The 15,046-nt window shown below is 62.0% G+C and carries 11 protein-coding genes and 1 pseudogene; 9 read left to right on the forward strand and 3 right to left on the reverse strand.

The window, feature by feature from the left end; translation table 11 throughout:
• Positions 1-2: 2 nt before the first annotated feature.
• The 8 genes and pseudogenes from nuoL to AABB87_RS05565 all read left to right on the forward strand — a co-directional run bounded on the left by nuoL (position 3) and on the right by AABB87_RS05565 (position 11,202).
• Positions 3-2,060: an NADH-quinone oxidoreductase subunit L gene (nuoL, locus tag AABB87_RS05530; protein WP_341970343.1), complete on the forward strand. Its 2,058-nt coding sequence runs from the start codon at positions 3-5 to the stop codon at positions 2,058-2,060.
• A 21-nt stretch (positions 2,061-2,081) separates the two neighbouring features.
• A pseudogene (locus tag AABB87_RS05535) lies at positions 2,082-3,548 on the forward strand (NADH-quinone oxidoreductase subunit M); the annotation flags it as partial.
• Between the two features lie 107 nt (positions 3,549-3,655).
• The gene (gene nuoN, locus AABB87_RS05540) at positions 3,656-5,137 is read left to right on the forward strand and encodes an NADH-quinone oxidoreductase subunit NuoN (protein ID WP_058719599.1); all 1,482 of its coding nucleotides are present in this window, start codon (positions 3,656-3,658) and stop codon (positions 5,135-5,137) included.
• A 10-nt stretch (positions 5,138-5,147) separates the two neighbouring features.
• On the forward strand, positions 5,148-5,459 hold the full coding sequence (locus AABB87_RS05545) for a DUF2818 family protein (protein ID WP_058719600.1): 312 nt from the start codon (positions 5,148-5,150) through the stop codon (positions 5,457-5,459).
• The gene (locus AABB87_RS05550) at positions 5,449-6,069 is read left to right on the forward strand and encodes an NUDIX hydrolase (RefSeq protein WP_341970344.1); all 621 of its coding nucleotides are present in this window, start codon (positions 5,449-5,451) and stop codon (positions 6,067-6,069) included. Before AABB87_RS05545 ends, AABB87_RS05550 begins: the two co-directional genes overlap by 11 nt.
• A 27-nt stretch (positions 6,070-6,096) precedes the next feature.
• Entirely contained in the window at positions 6,097-6,660 is a 564-nt protein-coding gene (locus AABB87_RS05555; protein ID WP_341970345.1) for a DUF1178 family protein, read from the forward strand.
• A gap of 188 nt (positions 6,661-6,848) precedes the next feature.
• The gene (locus AABB87_RS05560; protein WP_341970346.1) at positions 6,849-7,994 is read left to right on the forward strand and encodes an efflux RND transporter periplasmic adaptor subunit; all 1,146 of its coding nucleotides are present in this window, start codon (positions 6,849-6,851) and stop codon (positions 7,992-7,994) included.
• A 4-nt stretch (positions 7,995-7,998) separates the two neighbouring features.
• Positions 7,999-11,202: an efflux RND transporter permease subunit gene (locus AABB87_RS05565; protein WP_341970347.1), complete on the forward strand. Its 3,204-nt coding sequence runs from the start codon at positions 7,999-8,001 to the stop codon at positions 11,200-11,202.
• Between the two features lie 61 nt (positions 11,203-11,263).
• Here AABB87_RS05565 and AABB87_RS05570 read toward each other — a convergent pair whose 3' ends face one another.
• Both AABB87_RS05570 and AABB87_RS05575 read right to left on the reverse strand, forming a co-directional pair.
• Positions 11,264-12,694, reverse strand: coding sequence for an FAD-binding oxidoreductase (locus tag AABB87_RS05570; RefSeq protein WP_341970348.1), 1,431 nt, complete (start codon positions 12,692-12,694; stop codon positions 11,264-11,266).
• The gene (locus tag AABB87_RS05575) at positions 12,691-13,125 is read right to left on the reverse strand and encodes a DUF2069 domain-containing protein (protein ID WP_341970349.1); all 435 of its coding nucleotides are present in this window, start codon (positions 13,123-13,125) and stop codon (positions 12,691-12,693) included. Before AABB87_RS05575 ends, AABB87_RS05570 begins: the two co-directional genes overlap by 4 nt.
• An 18-nt stretch (positions 13,126-13,143) precedes the next feature.
• On the opposite strand from AABB87_RS05575, the gene AABB87_RS05580 reads away from it, so the two are divergent.
• Positions 13,144-14,436 (forward strand): YihY family inner membrane protein, encoded by a 1,293-nt coding sequence (locus tag AABB87_RS05580; RefSeq protein ID WP_341970350.1) that lies wholly within the window; start codon positions 13,144-13,146, stop codon positions 14,434-14,436.
• Here AABB87_RS05580 and AABB87_RS05585 read toward each other — a convergent pair.
• Positions 14,427-15,005, reverse strand: a complete 579-nt coding sequence (locus tag AABB87_RS05585; RefSeq protein WP_341970351.1) for a helix-turn-helix domain-containing protein — start codon at positions 15,003-15,005, stop codon at positions 14,427-14,429. The genes AABB87_RS05580 and AABB87_RS05585 overlap by 10 nt on opposite strands.
• Positions 15,006-15,046 lie beyond the last annotated feature (41 nt).

A 15,046-nucleotide genomic window follows, 5' to 3' on the forward strand; every position in this document is an offset into this window, starting at 1 on the left:
GTATGTCTGCACAACTTTCTCAAAACATGTTGCTGGCGGTGCCGCTGGCACCGCTGGTCGGCGCCGTGGTCGCTGGCTTCTTCGGCAAGCAAGTGGGCCGCCGTGGCGCCCACAGCGTGACGATTCTCGGCGTGCTGATCTCCTTCATCTTGTCGGCGATGACGCTCAATGCGGTTGTCAATGACGGCGCGCATTTCAACCAGACCATTTACGAGTGGATGGTGGTGGGCGGCCTGAAGATGGAAGTCGGCTTCTTGGTCGATAGCCTGACGGCGATGATGATGTGCGTGGTGACCTTTGTGTCGCTGATGGTGCACATCTACACCATCGGCTATATGGAAGAGGATCCGGGCTACCAGCGCTTCTTCAGCTATATCTCGCTGTTCACCTTCAGCATGTTGATGCTGGTGATGAGCAACAATATGCTGCAGCTCTTCTTCGGCTGGGAAGCCGTGGGCCTAGTGAGTTATCTCCTGATCGGTTTCTGGTACACCAAGCCGACCGCGATCTTCGCCAATATGAAGGCCTTCTTGGTCAATCGCGTGGGTGACTTTGGCTTCATCCTGGGCATTGGCCTGCTGGTCGCGTACAGCGGCTCGCTGAACTACGGCGAAGTGTTCGCCAAGAAGGACGAGCTGGCTCAAATCGCCTTCACCGCGCCGTTGTGGGGCAGTGATTGGATGATGTTGTCGGTGGCTTGCATCTGCTTGTTCATCGGCGCCATGGGCAAGAGCGCGCAGTTCCCGCTGCACGTCTGGCTGCCTGACTCGATGGAAGGCCCGACGCCTATTTCCGCGCTGATCCACGCCGCCACCATGGTGACGGCCGGCATCTTCATGGTCTCGCGCATGAGCCCCTTGTTCGAGTTGTCGGACACGGCCTTGAACTTCGTACTGGTGATCGGTTCCATCACAGCGCTGTTCATGGGCTTCATGGGCATCATCCAGAACGACATCAAGCGCGTGGTGGCTTATTCGACCTTGTCGCAGTTGGGCTATATGACGGTCGCGCTGGGCGTGTCGGCCTACTCGGTCGCCGTGTTCCACCTGATGACGCACGCCTTCTTCAAGGCCTTGCTGTTCCTCGGCGCTGGCTCGGTGATCATCGGCATGCACCACGATCAGGACATCCGCAATATGGGCGGCCTGCGCAAGTACATGCCCATCACTTGGATCACGTCTTTGCTGGGTTCCCTGGCACTCATCGGCACGCCACTGTTCTCGGGTTTCTATTCCAAGGACAGCATCATCGAAGCCGTGCACGCCAGCCATCTGCCGGGCGCACAGTTCGCGATCTTCGCGGTGACTGCAGGTGTCTTCGTCACAGCTTTCTATTCCTTCCGGATGTACTTCCTGGTCTTCCACGGCAAGGAGAATTTCCGTCACAAGCCTTTCCCGGGCGAGCACGATCACCATGACGATCATGGTCATCACGAGCCGCACGTGCCGCACGAGTCGCCTTGGGTGGTGACGGCACCGTTGATCTTGTTGGCGATCCCCTCGGTGGTGATCGGCTACCTGACCATCGGCCCGATGCTGCATGGTGATTTCTTCAACGGTGCCATCGTGGTGAACCACGAACTGCATCACGCGATGGAAGAGCTGAAGTCTGAGTTCCACGGTGCTGCCGCAATGGCCAGCCATGGCTTGATGACACTGCCGTTCTGGTTGGCTTTGGGTGGGGTGGTCACGGCTTATGTGTTCTACATGGTCGCTCCCAGCATCCCTGCGACGCTGGCCCGCGTGCTGCGTCCGCTGGTCAACATCCTGGAGAACAAGTACTACATGGACTGGTTCAACGAGAACGTGCTGGCCAAAGCCGCGCGCGGCTTAGGCCTGGCCTTCTGGAAGGGCGGCGATGTGGGCTTGATCGACGGTGTCATCATCAATGGCTCGGCCCGCACCGTTGGTGGCGTGGCAGGTCTGGTGCGACGCGTGCAAACCGGCCATCTGTACTGGTATGCCTTGGTGATGATGTTGGGTGTCATTGGCTTGATGACCTGGCAGCTGTGGCCCTATATCGGTCCTCAATTCAAGACCCTGATGGGTCTGGGTCTGTGACCTGGGGCGGAGAACAAAAATATGTTGCTTAGTCTTTCAATCTTCCTGCCCATCGCCTTCGGCCTGATTTTGCTGGCCCTGGGCCGTGATGATCAGGTCAAGGCCGTGCGCTGGCTTGCGCTGCTGGCTGCACTGATCAGCTTTGCTGTGACCTTGCCTCTGATCGGCGGTTTCGACAATGCCAGCGCTGCGATGCAGTTCGTCGAGAACCAGCCCTGGATCGAACGCTTTAATATCCGCTACCACCTGGGCGTGGACGGCATCTCGATGTGGTTCGTGCCACTGACGGCCTTCATCACCGTGATCGTGGTGGTGGCCGCTTGGGAAGTGATCGAGAAGCGGGTCAATCAGTACATGGGTGCCTTCCTGGTGCTGTCGGGTCTGATGATCGGCGTGTTCTCGGCCCTGGACGGCATGCTGTTCTATGTCTTCTTCGAAGCCACCCTGATCCCGATGTACATCATCATCGGCGTCTGGGGCGGCCCGAACCGGGTCTACGCAGCGTTCAAGTTCTTCCTTTACACGCTGGCCGGCTCGCTCTTGATGCTGATCGCCTTGCTGTATCTGTACTTCGCAGCTGCCGGCAGCTTCGACATCCAGACCTGGCACAAGCTGCCGCTGCCGATGCACACGCAGACGCTGCTGTTCTTCGCCTTCCTGGCCGCATTCTCGGTCAAGGTGCCGATGTGGCCCGTGCACACCTGGCTGCCAGACGCCCACGTTGAAGCGCCCACAGGCGGTTCGGTGGTGCTGGCTGCCATCATGTTGAAGCTGGGTGCTTATGGCTTCCTGCGCTTCTCGCTGCCGATCGCTCCGGACGCTGCACATCACTGGTCGTGGCTGATCATCGCCATGTCCCTGATCGCTGTGGTCTATATCGGCCTGGTTGCGCTGGTGCAGCAAGACATGAAGAAGCTGGTGGCCTATTCGTCCATCGCGCACATGGGTTTTGTGACCCTGGGCTTCTTCATCTTCAACGACCTGGGTGTTTCCGGCGGCTTGGTGCAAATGATCTCGCACGGCTTTGTGTCGGGCGCCATGTTCCTGAGCATCGGCGTGCTGTACGACCGCGTTCACTCGCGTGAAATCGCAGCCTACGGCGGCGTGGTGAACACCATGCCTAAGTTCGCGGCCTTCGCGCTGTTCTTCACCATGGCCAATTGCGGCTTGCCTGCCACCGCTGGTTTCGTCGGTGAGTGGATGGTGATTCTGGGTACTGTGAAGTACAGCTTCTGGCTGGGCGCGATTGCCTCGACTGCGCTGATCTTCGGCGCGGCCTACTCGCTGTGGATGTACAAGCGCGTCTACTTCGGCCCGGTCACGAATGACAACGTCAAGAACCTGACCGACATCAATGCCCGTGAGTTCGGCATGATGGCTGTGCTGGCGATTGCGGTGCTGTACATGGGTATCTATCCCAAGCCTTTCACCGATGTGATGGACAAGTCGGTCAGCCAGTTGCTTAAGCATGTGGGCACCTCCAAGCTGCCTACGCTGATTGCTGTGCCGGCGGCTGAAGCGCCCACAGCGGCTGAAGTCGTTGCAGAGCCAGCCGCTTCGGCGGCCAGCGCTAACTGATCAAGGGCCGAGAACAAATGAACAATATGAACTGGCTCGCGGTTTATCCCGAAATCATCCTCCTGGTCATGACCTGCGTCATCGCCATCGTGGATCTGTTTGTGACCGACTCCCAGCGCCGCCCAACCTACTGGCTGACACAGCTGACGGTGGCCGTGGTCGGCACCATGCACCTGTCTTACTTCAGCGCCGGCGACACGGTCTATGCCATGCAAGGCATGGTGGTGTCCGATCCGATGGGGCATTTGCTGGCGTTCTTTGCCTGCGTGGCCACCATTGTCACGCTGGTTTACGCCCGGCCTTATGCCGCTTCGCGCGAACTGCTCAAGGGTGAGTTGTTCACCCTGACGCTGTTCTCCTTGCTGGGCATTTTCGTGATGCTGTCGGCCAACAACTTCCTTGTCATCTATCTGGGCCTGGAGTTGATGAGCTTGTCGCTGTATGCCCTGGTGGCCCTGCGTCGCGACAATGCCAACGCCACCGAAGCTGCGATGAAGTACTTTGTGCTCGGCGCTTTGGCCAGCGGCTTCTTGCTCTACGGTCTGTCCATGATGTACGGCGCCACCGGCTCGCTGTCTATCCCTGAGGTCTTCAAGGTCATCAGCACGGGTGCAGCGAACAAGTCGGTGCTGATCTTCGGTCTGGTCTTCGTCACTGCCGGCTTGGCCTTCAAGCTCGGTGCTGCGCCTTTCCATATGTGGGTGCCTGACATCTACCAAGGTTCGCCCACGGCTGTGACCTTGCTCTTGGGTGCCGCGCCTAAGCTGGCAGCCTTCGCCATCACCGTCCGCCTGCTGGTGGAAGGCATGATCGGCCTGGCCGTCGACTGGCAACAGATGCTGGTGGTCTTGTCCATCATGTCCCTGCTGGTCGGTAACTTGGCCGCGATTGCGCAGACCAATCTGAAGCGCATGTTGGCCTACTCGACCATCGCTCAAATGGGCTTCATGCTGCTGGGCCTGGCTTCGGGCGTGGTCAATGACAACACCTTGTCGGCCGCCAATGCCTACAGCTCGGCGATGTTCTACGCCATCGTCTATGTGATGACCACGCTGGGCAGCTTCGGCATGATTTTGCTGATGTCGCGCCAAGGTCATGAGGCCGAGGAAATCCGCGATCTGGCCGGCCTGGCCAAGCGCAGCCCCTGGTATGCCGCTGTGATGAGCATCTTTATGTTCTCGCTCGCAGGCATTCCGCCTACCGCTGGCTTCTACGCCAAGCTGTCGGTGCTGCAGGCTCTGGTGTCCAGCAATGTGACCGCCTATCTTTACCTGGCCGTGTTCGCGGTGGTGGTGTCCCTGATCGGTGCTTTCTATTACCTGCGTGTGGTGAAGGTCATGTTCTTCGACGAACCCACCGACCGCGCACCGCTGACGGCTCCTGGCGACGTTCGCCTGGTGATGTCGCTCAATGGCGCCGCCGTGCTGGTCTTCGGTTTGCTGCCTGGTGGCCTGATGGCCTGGTGCGCGCAAGCCATCGTGAAGACGCTGGCGACCTGAACTTCCGCTGATGGATCAGACCACAGCCGTCTGGCTGGTGTTGGCGGCTGCAGTGCTGGCCGCCAACCTGCCTTACTTCTCCGAGCGCATCTTTTTCTTCTTTGGCCCGGACCACGCGCGCAAGCCCGTGGGCTGGCGCCTGCTGGAATTGGCGCTGATGGCGGGCTTGAGCTTGGCCCTGGGCTTTGCTCTCGAAGCACGCCTGGGCCAGCGTCAGCCGCAGGGCTGGGAGTTTTACGCCGCCGCCTTCTGCCTCTTCATCACCCTGGGCTTCCCGGGTTTTGTGTGGTGTTATCTGCGCCGCCGTCGTCATGGCGATTGAGTTGCCAGGTGAAGGGCAGGGCGCAGGCTCTGACGTTCAGGACTCGCATCTGCGCGAGGTCTTAGTCCAAGGCGAGAAAGTTTTCGACGGCCATTTCCTCAAGGTGCAGCGCGACCACGTGCGCTTGCCCGATGGCCGAGTCGCCACCCGCGAATACATCCGCCACCCTGGCGCTGTGATGATCGTGCCTCTGCTGGACGACGGCCGCTTGCTGTTGGAGCGCCAATTCCGTTACCCCATGGGCCGGGTGATGTTGGAGTTCCCCGCTGGCAAGCTCGATGCCGGCGAAGCGCCCTTGCTTTGCGCGCAGCGCGAGTTGCTGGAAGAAACCGGCTACCGGGCGCGGGAATGGGCCCATGCTGGTGTTTTGCACAACGCCATTGCCTATTCCGACGAAGGCATTGAGATCTTCTTTGCACGCGGCTTGGTGGCCGGGCAGCAAGATCTGGATGAGGGCGAGTTCCTGGATTTGGTCAGCCACAGCGTGGCCGAATTGGAAGCCTGGGCCGCGGACGGCAGCTTGACCGATGCCAAGACCCTGATCGGCCTGCTTTGGCTGCAGCGCTGGCAATCGGGCGCCTGGGCGCTGGACTGGCAGCCGGCGGCCTGAGCGCCGGCCGGTCGATTTCCCTTTCACATGCTCGTTCTCAATCTGGCTTGTAGCCACGGTCATCGCTTTGAAGGCTGGTTCGGCTCAGCCACCGACTTCGAGTCGCAGACCGCCAGTGGCTTGCTCACATGCCCCATGTGCAGCGATCAGCGCATTAGCCGCATGCCAACGGCTCCGCATCTCAACGTCTCCCATTTGCGCGCCTCTAAGGCTGGCCATCAAGCGGGACCTCAAACGGCGGTGCCGGCGGCGGCGTCAACGCCCGCGGGCGCGCCTAGCCGCTCTGTTGATGCCAGTTCGGTGGTGCCAGTGGCTGCACCATCGCAGGCTGCCCAAGCGCGGGATCAGTCAGCTGACGCTATTCAGGGCTTGCAAGCCCAATTGCTGCAAGCGGTTCAACAGGTGCTGGCCAATACCGAGGATGTGGGCTCGCAGTTTGCCGAAGAAGCCCGGCGCATCCATTACGGAGAGTCGCAGCAGCGCGGCATCCGCGGCCAAGCCAGTGCCGACGAAACGGCGGCCTTGCTGGATGAAGGCATTGACGTTGTCGCCTTGCCGCTGCCGCAAGGGCTCAAGGGTCCTCTGCAATAGGGTCAAAGCTGTGCATGACCAACGGCAGGGACGTTGATTCAGGATAAGCTCGCGAGCCAAAACAATAGTTCGGAGTTCGCCCGATGTCCCCCGCCAGTTTCCAGCCTTCTTTCTCGACTGCCCGCACGAGCGCGTCGCCGACACCATCCCTTGGCCTTCTCCGCGTTCGCGTCCTGCCTGCGGCTTTGATGTTGCTAGGTGTGTTGGCGCTCAGCGCATGTGGCAAGCCGGCGGACGGCAAGGTAGCTGCAACGGCCTCGGCCGCCAGTGGGGCGAGCGCAGCAGAAGGCTCGGCTGCAACGCTGTTGATTGCACCTGAGGACTTGCTCAGCCTGCGCGTGGGCGCCTATGCCGTCGGGCCGGTGATCACCGGCTCGGTGCAGCCCGAAAGAAAAGCGGATCTTCGCGCCGAGGTTTCGGCCGTGGTGCAACAGGTGCTCAAGGAGAACGGCCAGGCGGTTCGGCGCGGTGAATTGCTGGTGCATCTGGATGACACCGCCATTCGCGATGGCCTCACTTCTGCCACCGAAGCCGCGCGCGCCGCCGGTCAATCGTTCGAACAGGCCGAGCGCCAATACCAACGCCAGAAGACCTTGCAGGCGCAGGGCATGAGCTCCATGCAGTCACTGGAGGATGCCGAAATGCGCCGCAATAACGCGCAAAGCGATCTGGTGGCGGCCAAAGCCCGTGTGGTCACGGCTCGCCAACTGCTCACGCGCACCGAGGTGCGGGCACCGTTTGATGGCGTCGTGAGCGAACGCAAGGTGTCCATCGGCGACACGGCCCAGATCGGCAAGGAATTGGTCAAGGTGATCGATCCGCGCAGCATGCGTTTCGAAGGCCTGGTGTCCGCCGATCGCATGCAAGAACTGCAAGTCGGCCAAGTGGTGAACTTCCGCGTCAACGGCTACGCCAAGAGCGATTTTCAGGGCAAGATCCGCCGCGTCGATGCCGCCGCCAATGCCACTACCCGTCAGGTCGAGGTGCTGGTGGATTTCGATGGTGGCAAGGGCCCCGAGGTGTCGGGCCTGTATGCCGAAGGGCGCGTGGAGTCCAGCTCGGTCAAGAGCCTGATGCTGCCCGAAGCTGCTTTGCTGCGCGTGGGTGACGCCAGCTACGCCTGGCGTGTCAAGGACGGAAAGCTCGCCAAGGTCAAGCTGGAATTGGGCGAACGCGATAGCCGCCGCGGTGACTATGCGCTGCGCTCCGGCCTGGCCGAGGGCGACATGATTCTGCGCAACCCCGGCTCCAATCTGCGTGATGGCCAAGCCGTCACCTTGGTGGGCAAGTCGGCGCCGGTGGGCGCTGCGTCGGCCGCCAGCGCGGGGAGGTAAGCCCATGTTTCTCTCAGACTTCAGTATCAAAAAGCCCATCGCGGCCCTGGTCATCATCATCTCGCTGATGTGCTTGGGGCTGTTGGCCCTGAAGAACTTGCGCGTCAACCAGATCCCGGATGTGCAAGAGCCGATGTTGGTGATCAACATCAACTACCCCGGCGCATCACCTGAGACGGTGGAGCGCGAGGTGCTCAACCGCATCGAGAAGTCGCTGCAAAGCATTTCAGGCATCAGCCGGGTGCGGGCCACCGCGCGTGAAGGCAATGCCAGCTTCTTTCTGATCTTCAACTTCAAGAAGAACATGATCGAGGCGGCCGAGGAGGTGCGCAACGCCATCTCCACGGTGCGCTACAAGCTGCCGACCGAGATCCGCGAGCCGGTGATCGAGCGCATCGACCCCAGCGCCGAGCCCATCATGCAGCTGGCCTTGTCCAGCACGACCCAAACCCACGCCGAGATTTCTCGCTTGGCGGAGGATCAGCTGGCCGACAAGTTCCGCGGGATCCCCGGCGTCTCGGTGGTCTATGTGAACGGTGCGCTCAAACGCGAGTTGAGCGTGCTGCTGCGGGCCGAGAAATTGCGGGAGTACCGCGTCTCGGTGTCCGAGGTGGTGAACGCCTTGCGCAGCCAGAACGTCAGCGCCCCGGTGGGCAAGGTACGTGGCACGCTGGAGGATCAAAGCATCCGCTTAGCCGGCCGCATTGAAAGCCCCGAGGAGTTCCAGCAAATCGTCATCCGCCGCAGCGGCAATGAGCTGATCCGACTCGGCCAAGTGGCCTTGATCAGCGACGGCTTTGCCGAGCTCAATGGCTTCAGTGTGCGGAACGGCCACCCCAATGTCGGCCTGTCCATCAACCGCGCGCGTGATGCCTCCACCGTGACGGTGGCCAATCAAGTGCGCAAGCTGATCGATGAGCTCAATGCCAACCTGCCCAAGGGCAGCAAGCTGGAAATCACCCGCGACGGTGGCAAGGAAGCGGAAGACAACCTCAACAACGTCATCCACGCACTCGTCTTCGGCGCCGGCTTGACGATTTTTGTCGTCTACATCTTCCTCAACTCCTGGCGCTCCACCTTGATCACGGCGCTGAGCTTGCCGACCTCGGTGATTGCCGCTTTCATCGCCGTTTGGCTGTGCGGCTTCACGCTCAATTTCATGAGCTTGCTGGGCTTGTCTCTGGCCATCGGCGTGTTGATTGATGACGCCATCGTGGTGCGCGAGAACATCGTGCGCCATATGGAGCGTGGCGCCGACCGGCGCAGCGCGGCCTTGAACGGCACCGCCGAAATCGGCTTGGCCGTTGCCGCCACCACCTTCTCCATCGTGGCGGTGTTTGTGCCGGTGGCATTCATGCCCGGCGGCGCGGGTGAATGGTTCCGGCCTTTTGCGGTCACCGTGGTGGCCTCGGTGTTGGTGAGCTTGTTCATCTCCTTCACCCTAGATCCAATGTTGTCGGCCTACTGGGGCGACCCACCGGGCCATCACCATGCGCCCAAGACCGGCATCTCCAAGCAGCTCGCCCGTTTCAACGACTGGTTTGACCACCAAAGCGACCGCTACGGCAACGTCATCGCCTGGGCCTTGCATCACCGGCGCTGGATGGCGGCCTTTGCGGTGCTGAGCCTGATCGCGGCCATTGTTTTGCAAGCCAAGTTTGGCGGCTCCAGCTTCTTGCCTGCGTCCGACAACGGCATGCTGGCCATTGATGTGCGCAGCCCGGCCAGCAGCAATTTGGAATACTCCCGCCGCAAGCTCGAAGGTGCCGCCATGTTGGCGCGCAGCATCCCGGAAGTGGTTGCCACGAACAGCAATGTCAACTCGGGTGGTGGGCGCATCTATGTGGACATCGGCAAGAGCACCGAGCGCAAGCGCTCGGCCGCCGAGATCGCCGTTGACCTGCGCGGCAAAGTAGCCCGCCTGGTGGGCGCCGAGTATGTGGTGCTGGACGACTTCAACAACGGCGCGCAAAAGCCGGTGCAGATCCGCTTCTCGGGGCCTGATTCACGCAAGCTGCAGGAGATCACCACTGAATTCATGGCCAAGCTGCGCCAGGTCAAGGGCGCGGTGGACGTGGGCCTGTCCGAGCAAGATCCGCAGAACGAGTTGCAGATCGAGTTGAACCGCGGCCTGGCCAATTCCCTTGGCATCTCGGTGGGCGACGCTGCACAAGCCTTGCGCGTGGCCTTTGCCGGCGTCGAGGTGGGCGACTGGGTTGACCCGACCGGTGAAGCCCGCGATGTCGCCGTGCGCCTGCATCCCGATGACCGGGTGGACCTGAGCAATATCGAGCGCCTACCCATCGCCGTGACCGGCACCAACCAGATGGTGCCGCTGGAGCAGATCGCCACGGTCAGCATGGGCCGCGGGCCGTCCAAGATCGAGCATGCCGACGGCAAACGCACCATCACCGTGGCCGCCAACGCACAAGACCGTTCGGCCGGCGAAGTGACCGCAGATGCGATGAAGATCGCCAAGGCCATGAGCTACCCGCCCGGCTACGGCATCGACCTGGAAGGCTCCTCGCGCGAGCAAGAAGAAGTGTTTGGCGCCATGGGCATCGCCCTGATCAGCGGCATCGGCCTGATGTATCTGATTTTGGTGATGCAGTTCAGCTCCTTCACCGCGCCGCTGGCGGTGATGCTGTCCTTGCCGCTCTCGCTGATCGGCGTGGTCTTGGCCTTGTTGATGACCAAGGGTACGCTCAATCTGATGAGCTTCATCGGCGTGATCATGTTGATGGGCTTGGTGGCCAAGAACGCCATCCTTCTGCTGGACGCCGCGCGCCAGTTGGAGGCCGAGGGCGTGGACCGTGAGGAAGCGCTGATGCAAGCCGGCCGCAAGCGCCTGCGTCCCATCTTGATGACCACGTTCGCCCTGATCGCCGGCATGCTGCCGGTGGCCATCGGCATCGGCGAAGGCGGTGAGTTCTACCGCCCCATGGCCGTGGCCATCATCGGTGGCACCATCACCTCGACCTTGCTGACCCTGCTGGTGGTGCCCAGCTTCTACGACAGCATCGAGCAAGCGCGCGACCGGGCTATCGCCAAATTCCACCGGCGTGAACCGCGCTGGGGCAGTTTTGGCGCTTTTTGCCTGACCGTGGGCGAAGCGCTGATGGCCTTGCTGATGCTGCGCCTGGTGTGGCGCTTAGCTACTCGTTTGCTTGGCCGTTTGATGGGCCAGCGCGCGGTGTTGGGTCGCTAAGCGATCCTAGCGCTAGGCTCTGACGGGCCACTCTCAGTTGCCGCGCTGCGGCAGCTGAGACCTACAACAAGCGCCCCGGGTTGAAGACACCCTGTGGGTCCAGCGCGCTCTTGATGGACCGCATCAGCGCCAGGGCGACCGGGTCTTTGCGCAGCGCCAATTCTTCGCGTTTGAGCTGGCCGATGCCGTGCTCGGCCGAGATCGAACCACCAAACTGCTGTACCGCGTCGTAGACAAGACGGTTGATGGCAGGCTCTTGCGTGGCCAGAAATTCCGCCGCGCTGACACCTTCGGGTGCTTGCACGTTGTAGTGCAGATTGCCGTCCCCCAGATGGCCGAAGGTGATCAGGCGCACGCCGGGAAAGCCTGCCCGCAAAGCCGCATCCGTGGCCGCCACGAAGGCAGGAATACGCGAGACGGGTAGGGCGATGTCGTGCTTGATATTGAGCCCTTCTTTGCTCTGCGCCATGGAGATGGACTCCCGCAGCTGCCACATGGTATGGCTCTGCGCCAGGCTTTGGGCCACGGCGGCGTCTTGCACCAGGCCTCGGTTCACGGCCTCACTCAGCAGTTGCTCCAGCTGCGCTTGTGCATGGGTTTCGTTTTCGCAGTCTGAGAGTTCCAGCAAAACCGTCCAGGGGCTGGGCGACAGGGGCTGTACCAGCTGCGGCAGATGGCGGCGCAGCAAAGTCATGGCCGCATCGTTCATCAACTCAAACGCCGTCAGCGCCGCACCCGTTTGCGCTTGCGCCAGTGCCAGCAAGGCCACCGTGGCATTCAGATCGGCGCAAGTGGCCAGGGCAGTCAGCTGCGCCTGTGGTGCCGGATAGAGTTTGAGCGTGGCCGCCGTGATGATGCCCAGCGTGCCCTCGCTGCCAATGAACAAGTGGCGCAAGTCGTAGCCGGTGTTGTCCTTGCGCAGGCCACTCAGGCCGGACCAGATGTCGCCGCTGGCCGTCACCACTTCCAGGCCCAGACACAGCTCGCGGGCATTGCCATAACGCAGCACTTGCGTGCCACCAGCATTGCTGGCGAGATTGCCGCCAATGGTGCAGCTGCCTTCCGAGGCCAGGCTCAACGGGAACAGCAGGCCCTGCTCAGCGGCGGCTTCCTGCACCGCTTGCAAGCTGCAGCCGGCCTCCACCGTCAGGGTCAGGTTAGCGGCATCGAGTTCGCGCACGGCCTGCAGTCGTCGCAAACTCAGCAGGATTTGGCTGCCGCTGGCATCCGGCACGCCGCCGCCCACGAGTCCCGTATTGCCGCCTTGCGGCACGATGCTCACGCCATGCGCCGCGCACAGGCGCACCACAGCGGCAACTTGCTCGGTGCTGCTGGGGCTGGCCACCGCCAACGCCCGGCCTTGGTAGCGGCCGCGCCAGTCTTTTTCAAAGGCTGACAAATCCTCCTCTGCGCCACCGCTCGCCAAGCCAACACGCAAGCCAGCCTCGCCGAGCAAGTCCCGCAGCGCCGTTAGCAAGGGCGTTTGACTCATGCGTTTGCGGGCTCAGTGCTGTTGGCCTTGTCGGCGTTAGCGGCTTTGGCCGCAGCAATGCGCAAGCGTACATGCATGGCGCAGGCCACAAAAATCAGCACACTCAGCAGCACTTCCAGCGATCCCAGCCAGACAGCAGGGCCGGCTTCACTGGTGGCGCGCACGGCGCCTTCGGCAAAGTAGAGCCAAATCATCAGGCTCAGCCAGCGGAAGGTGTAGAGCCGGTAGCGCCACAAGCCCAGCATGGGCAGCAGCAGGGGCAGGGCCTTAATGGCCAGGGTGCCGCGGCCGGTGGGCGCCAGCCATAACTCCCAAGCTAAGCAGAGCAGGAAGAGGGCGATCAGCGAGCCCAGGGCCAGCAGGCGAGTCATCGCCTCACGCTGGCTGGCTTGCGTGCGGGAGGTGGGTGTGAGGGGCGTGGTGGACGACATGCTGGCATCATAGCCAGCATGAGCATTTCTTCTCCGTCCAAGGGCCACAGCTTGCGCCCTGTTATCAGCAATTCCGCATCCGCGCCCAGCCGCCATTTCGACCGCATTCGCAGCAGCCGCCTGTGGCTAGTTTTGGTCAATTTGCGCACTCGCTTTCTCGAAGAACACTTGGGCCTGACCGCTGGCAGCCTGACCTTCACCACGCTGATTTCGCTGGTGCCATTGATCACCGTGATGCTGGCTTTGTTCACTGCCTTCCCCATGTTTTCCTCTTTTCAGGGGGCCTTGGAGAAGTACTTTTTGCAAAACCTGATTCCCATCAATATCGCCCGGCCGGTGATGACGGGCCTGACCCAATTCGCCATGAAGGCCAAGGGCCTGGGTGCCATGGGCCTGGCTTTTCTGGGCATCACCGCGCTGGCCTTGATGCTGACCATCGACCGCACCCTGAACCTGATCTGGCGGGTCAAACGGCCACGCCCCTTGGCGCAACGCGTCCTTGTCTACTGGGCGGCTTTGACACTGGGCCCGCTGATTCTGGGCGGCAGCATCGCGCTGACCAGCTATGCCGTCACCACGGGACGTGATTTGCTGGGGGACCTAGCCGGCAACTGGTCCATCGGCTTTAATGTGATGCAGATTTTGATTCTTGCGGGCGGCGTGGCGGGCTTGTTCCACTATGTCCCCAATACCCATGTGCGCTGGCGCCATGCGGCCGTGGGTGGCTTGTTCGTGGCCCTGGCCTTCACGGCGGCCAAGTCTGGCTTGGCCTGGTACTTGAAAGCAGTGCCTACCTATTCAACGCTGTACGGTGCCTTTGCCATCGTGCCCATCTTCCTGATTTGGCTCTACCTGGGCTGGGTGATCATGCTGATCGGCGCTGTGCTGGCAGCTAATGCGCCCAGCCTGGGCGGCGGCATGCCGCGCCGGCCGGATACGCCGGGCGTGAGTTTTGCCTTGGCGCTGGATGTATTGCGGGAGCTGTGGCGCGTGCAGGGCACGGGCCGGGGCGGCCTGGCCAGCTCGCAGCTGGCCCATGCGATCCGGGTGGACCCGCTGCAGCTGGAGGGCGTGCTCGATAGCCTCGTAGGCCTGGACTGGATCGGGCGCCTGGAAGAGGGCGGGGCGCAGCGCCTGGTGCTGCTCTGCCAGCCTAGCCTGACGCCGGCGCACCGGCTGCTCAATGCCATGTTGGCCGAACGCGGCGCCGCGCTGGCGCCCCTGTGGCAGCGCAGTGACTGGGATCGCCTAACGCTGGCTGATTTGCTGGGTGATTTGCTCGCTGAGCCGCAGGGCGCCCCTCAGGCGTGAAGCACCACCAGCAAGGCCACGGCAGGGTGCTTGCTGCTATTGCGAATGGCGTGCGGCCCGTCCACCGCATAACGCGCGGTTTCACCGGCGCCTAGGGTCTGTGACGCCCCGCCTGCGCTGACCACCAAATGCCCTTTGAGCACACTCAAATGCTCGCGTGAGCCGGGCTGATGGGCGGCTGATTCAAGCGCGCCGCCGGGCTGCACCGTCAGCTCGTACCACTCGAATTGCCCGGCCAGATCGATGGGGCCGAGGATGCGCAACTGGCACAGCCCGTCCGGGCTGCTCATGCCCGGTGTGGCGTGGGCTGGCACGGTTTCGATGGCCGGCGGCGCGCTGCGCTCGCCGCCCAGCAACTCTGTCAGCTCCACGCGCAGGGCATTGGCCAGGCGCCAAACCACTGCGACGGTCGGGTTTGCCTGATTGCGCTCAATCTGCGACAACATGGACTTGGACACCCCCGCGCGGCGTGAGAGTTCGTCCAGCGACAAGCCCTGTGCTTGCCGCAGCGCTTGCAAAGTGGCGCCCACCTTGGGGGGCTCGAGACTCTCTGGATTCGTGAGCGACATGCTTGACCTTGGTTTTGAAATCCTGGATACTGCACACGAAT

This window comes from Roseateles sp. PN1 (assembly GCF_038419725.1).
Taxonomy (GTDB): Bacteria; Pseudomonadota; Gammaproteobacteria; order Burkholderiales; family Burkholderiaceae_C; genus Paucibacter_A.

What these genes read in the sequence shown, in the direction of transcription:
- AABB87_RS05585 (WP_341970351.1), bottom strand. Translation starts at nt 15,005, where the DNA reads ATGTCGCTCACGAATCCAGAGAGTCTCGAGCCCCCCAAGGTGGGCGCC.
- AABB87_RS05565 (WP_341970347.1), top strand. Translation starts at nt 7,999, where the DNA reads ATGTTTCTCTCAGACTTCAGTATCAAAAAGCCCATCGCGGCCCTGGTC.
- AABB87_RS05555 (WP_341970345.1), top strand. Translation starts at nt 6,097, where the DNA reads ATGCTCGTTCTCAATCTGGCTTGTAGCCACGGTCATCGCTTTGAAGGC.
- AABB87_RS05550 (WP_341970344.1), top strand. Translation starts at nt 5,449, where the DNA reads ATGGCGATTGAGTTGCCAGGTGAAGGGCAGGGCGCAGGCTCTGACGTT.
- nuoL (WP_341970343.1), top strand. Translation starts at nt 3, where the DNA reads ATGTCTGCACAACTTTCTCAAAACATGTTGCTGGCGGTGCCGCTGGCA.
- AABB87_RS05570 (WP_341970348.1), bottom strand. Translation starts at nt 12,694, where the DNA reads ATGAGTCAAACGCCCTTGCTAACGGCGCTGCGGGACTTGCTCGGCGAG.
- AABB87_RS05560 (WP_341970346.1), top strand. Translation starts at nt 6,849, where the DNA reads ATGTTGCTAGGTGTGTTGGCGCTCAGCGCATGTGGCAAGCCGGCGGAC.
- AABB87_RS05575 (WP_341970349.1), bottom strand. Translation starts at nt 13,125, where the DNA reads ATGTCGTCCACCACGCCCCTCACACCCACCTCCCGCACGCAAGCCAGC.
- AABB87_RS05580 (WP_341970350.1), top strand. Translation starts at nt 13,144, where the DNA reads ATGAGCATTTCTTCTCCGTCCAAGGGCCACAGCTTGCGCCCTGTTATC.
- nuoN (WP_058719599.1), top strand. Translation starts at nt 3,656, where the DNA reads ATGAACAATATGAACTGGCTCGCGGTTTATCCCGAAATCATCCTCCTG.
- AABB87_RS05545 (WP_058719600.1), top strand. Translation starts at nt 5,148, where the DNA reads ATGGATCAGACCACAGCCGTCTGGCTGGTGTTGGCGGCTGCAGTGCTG.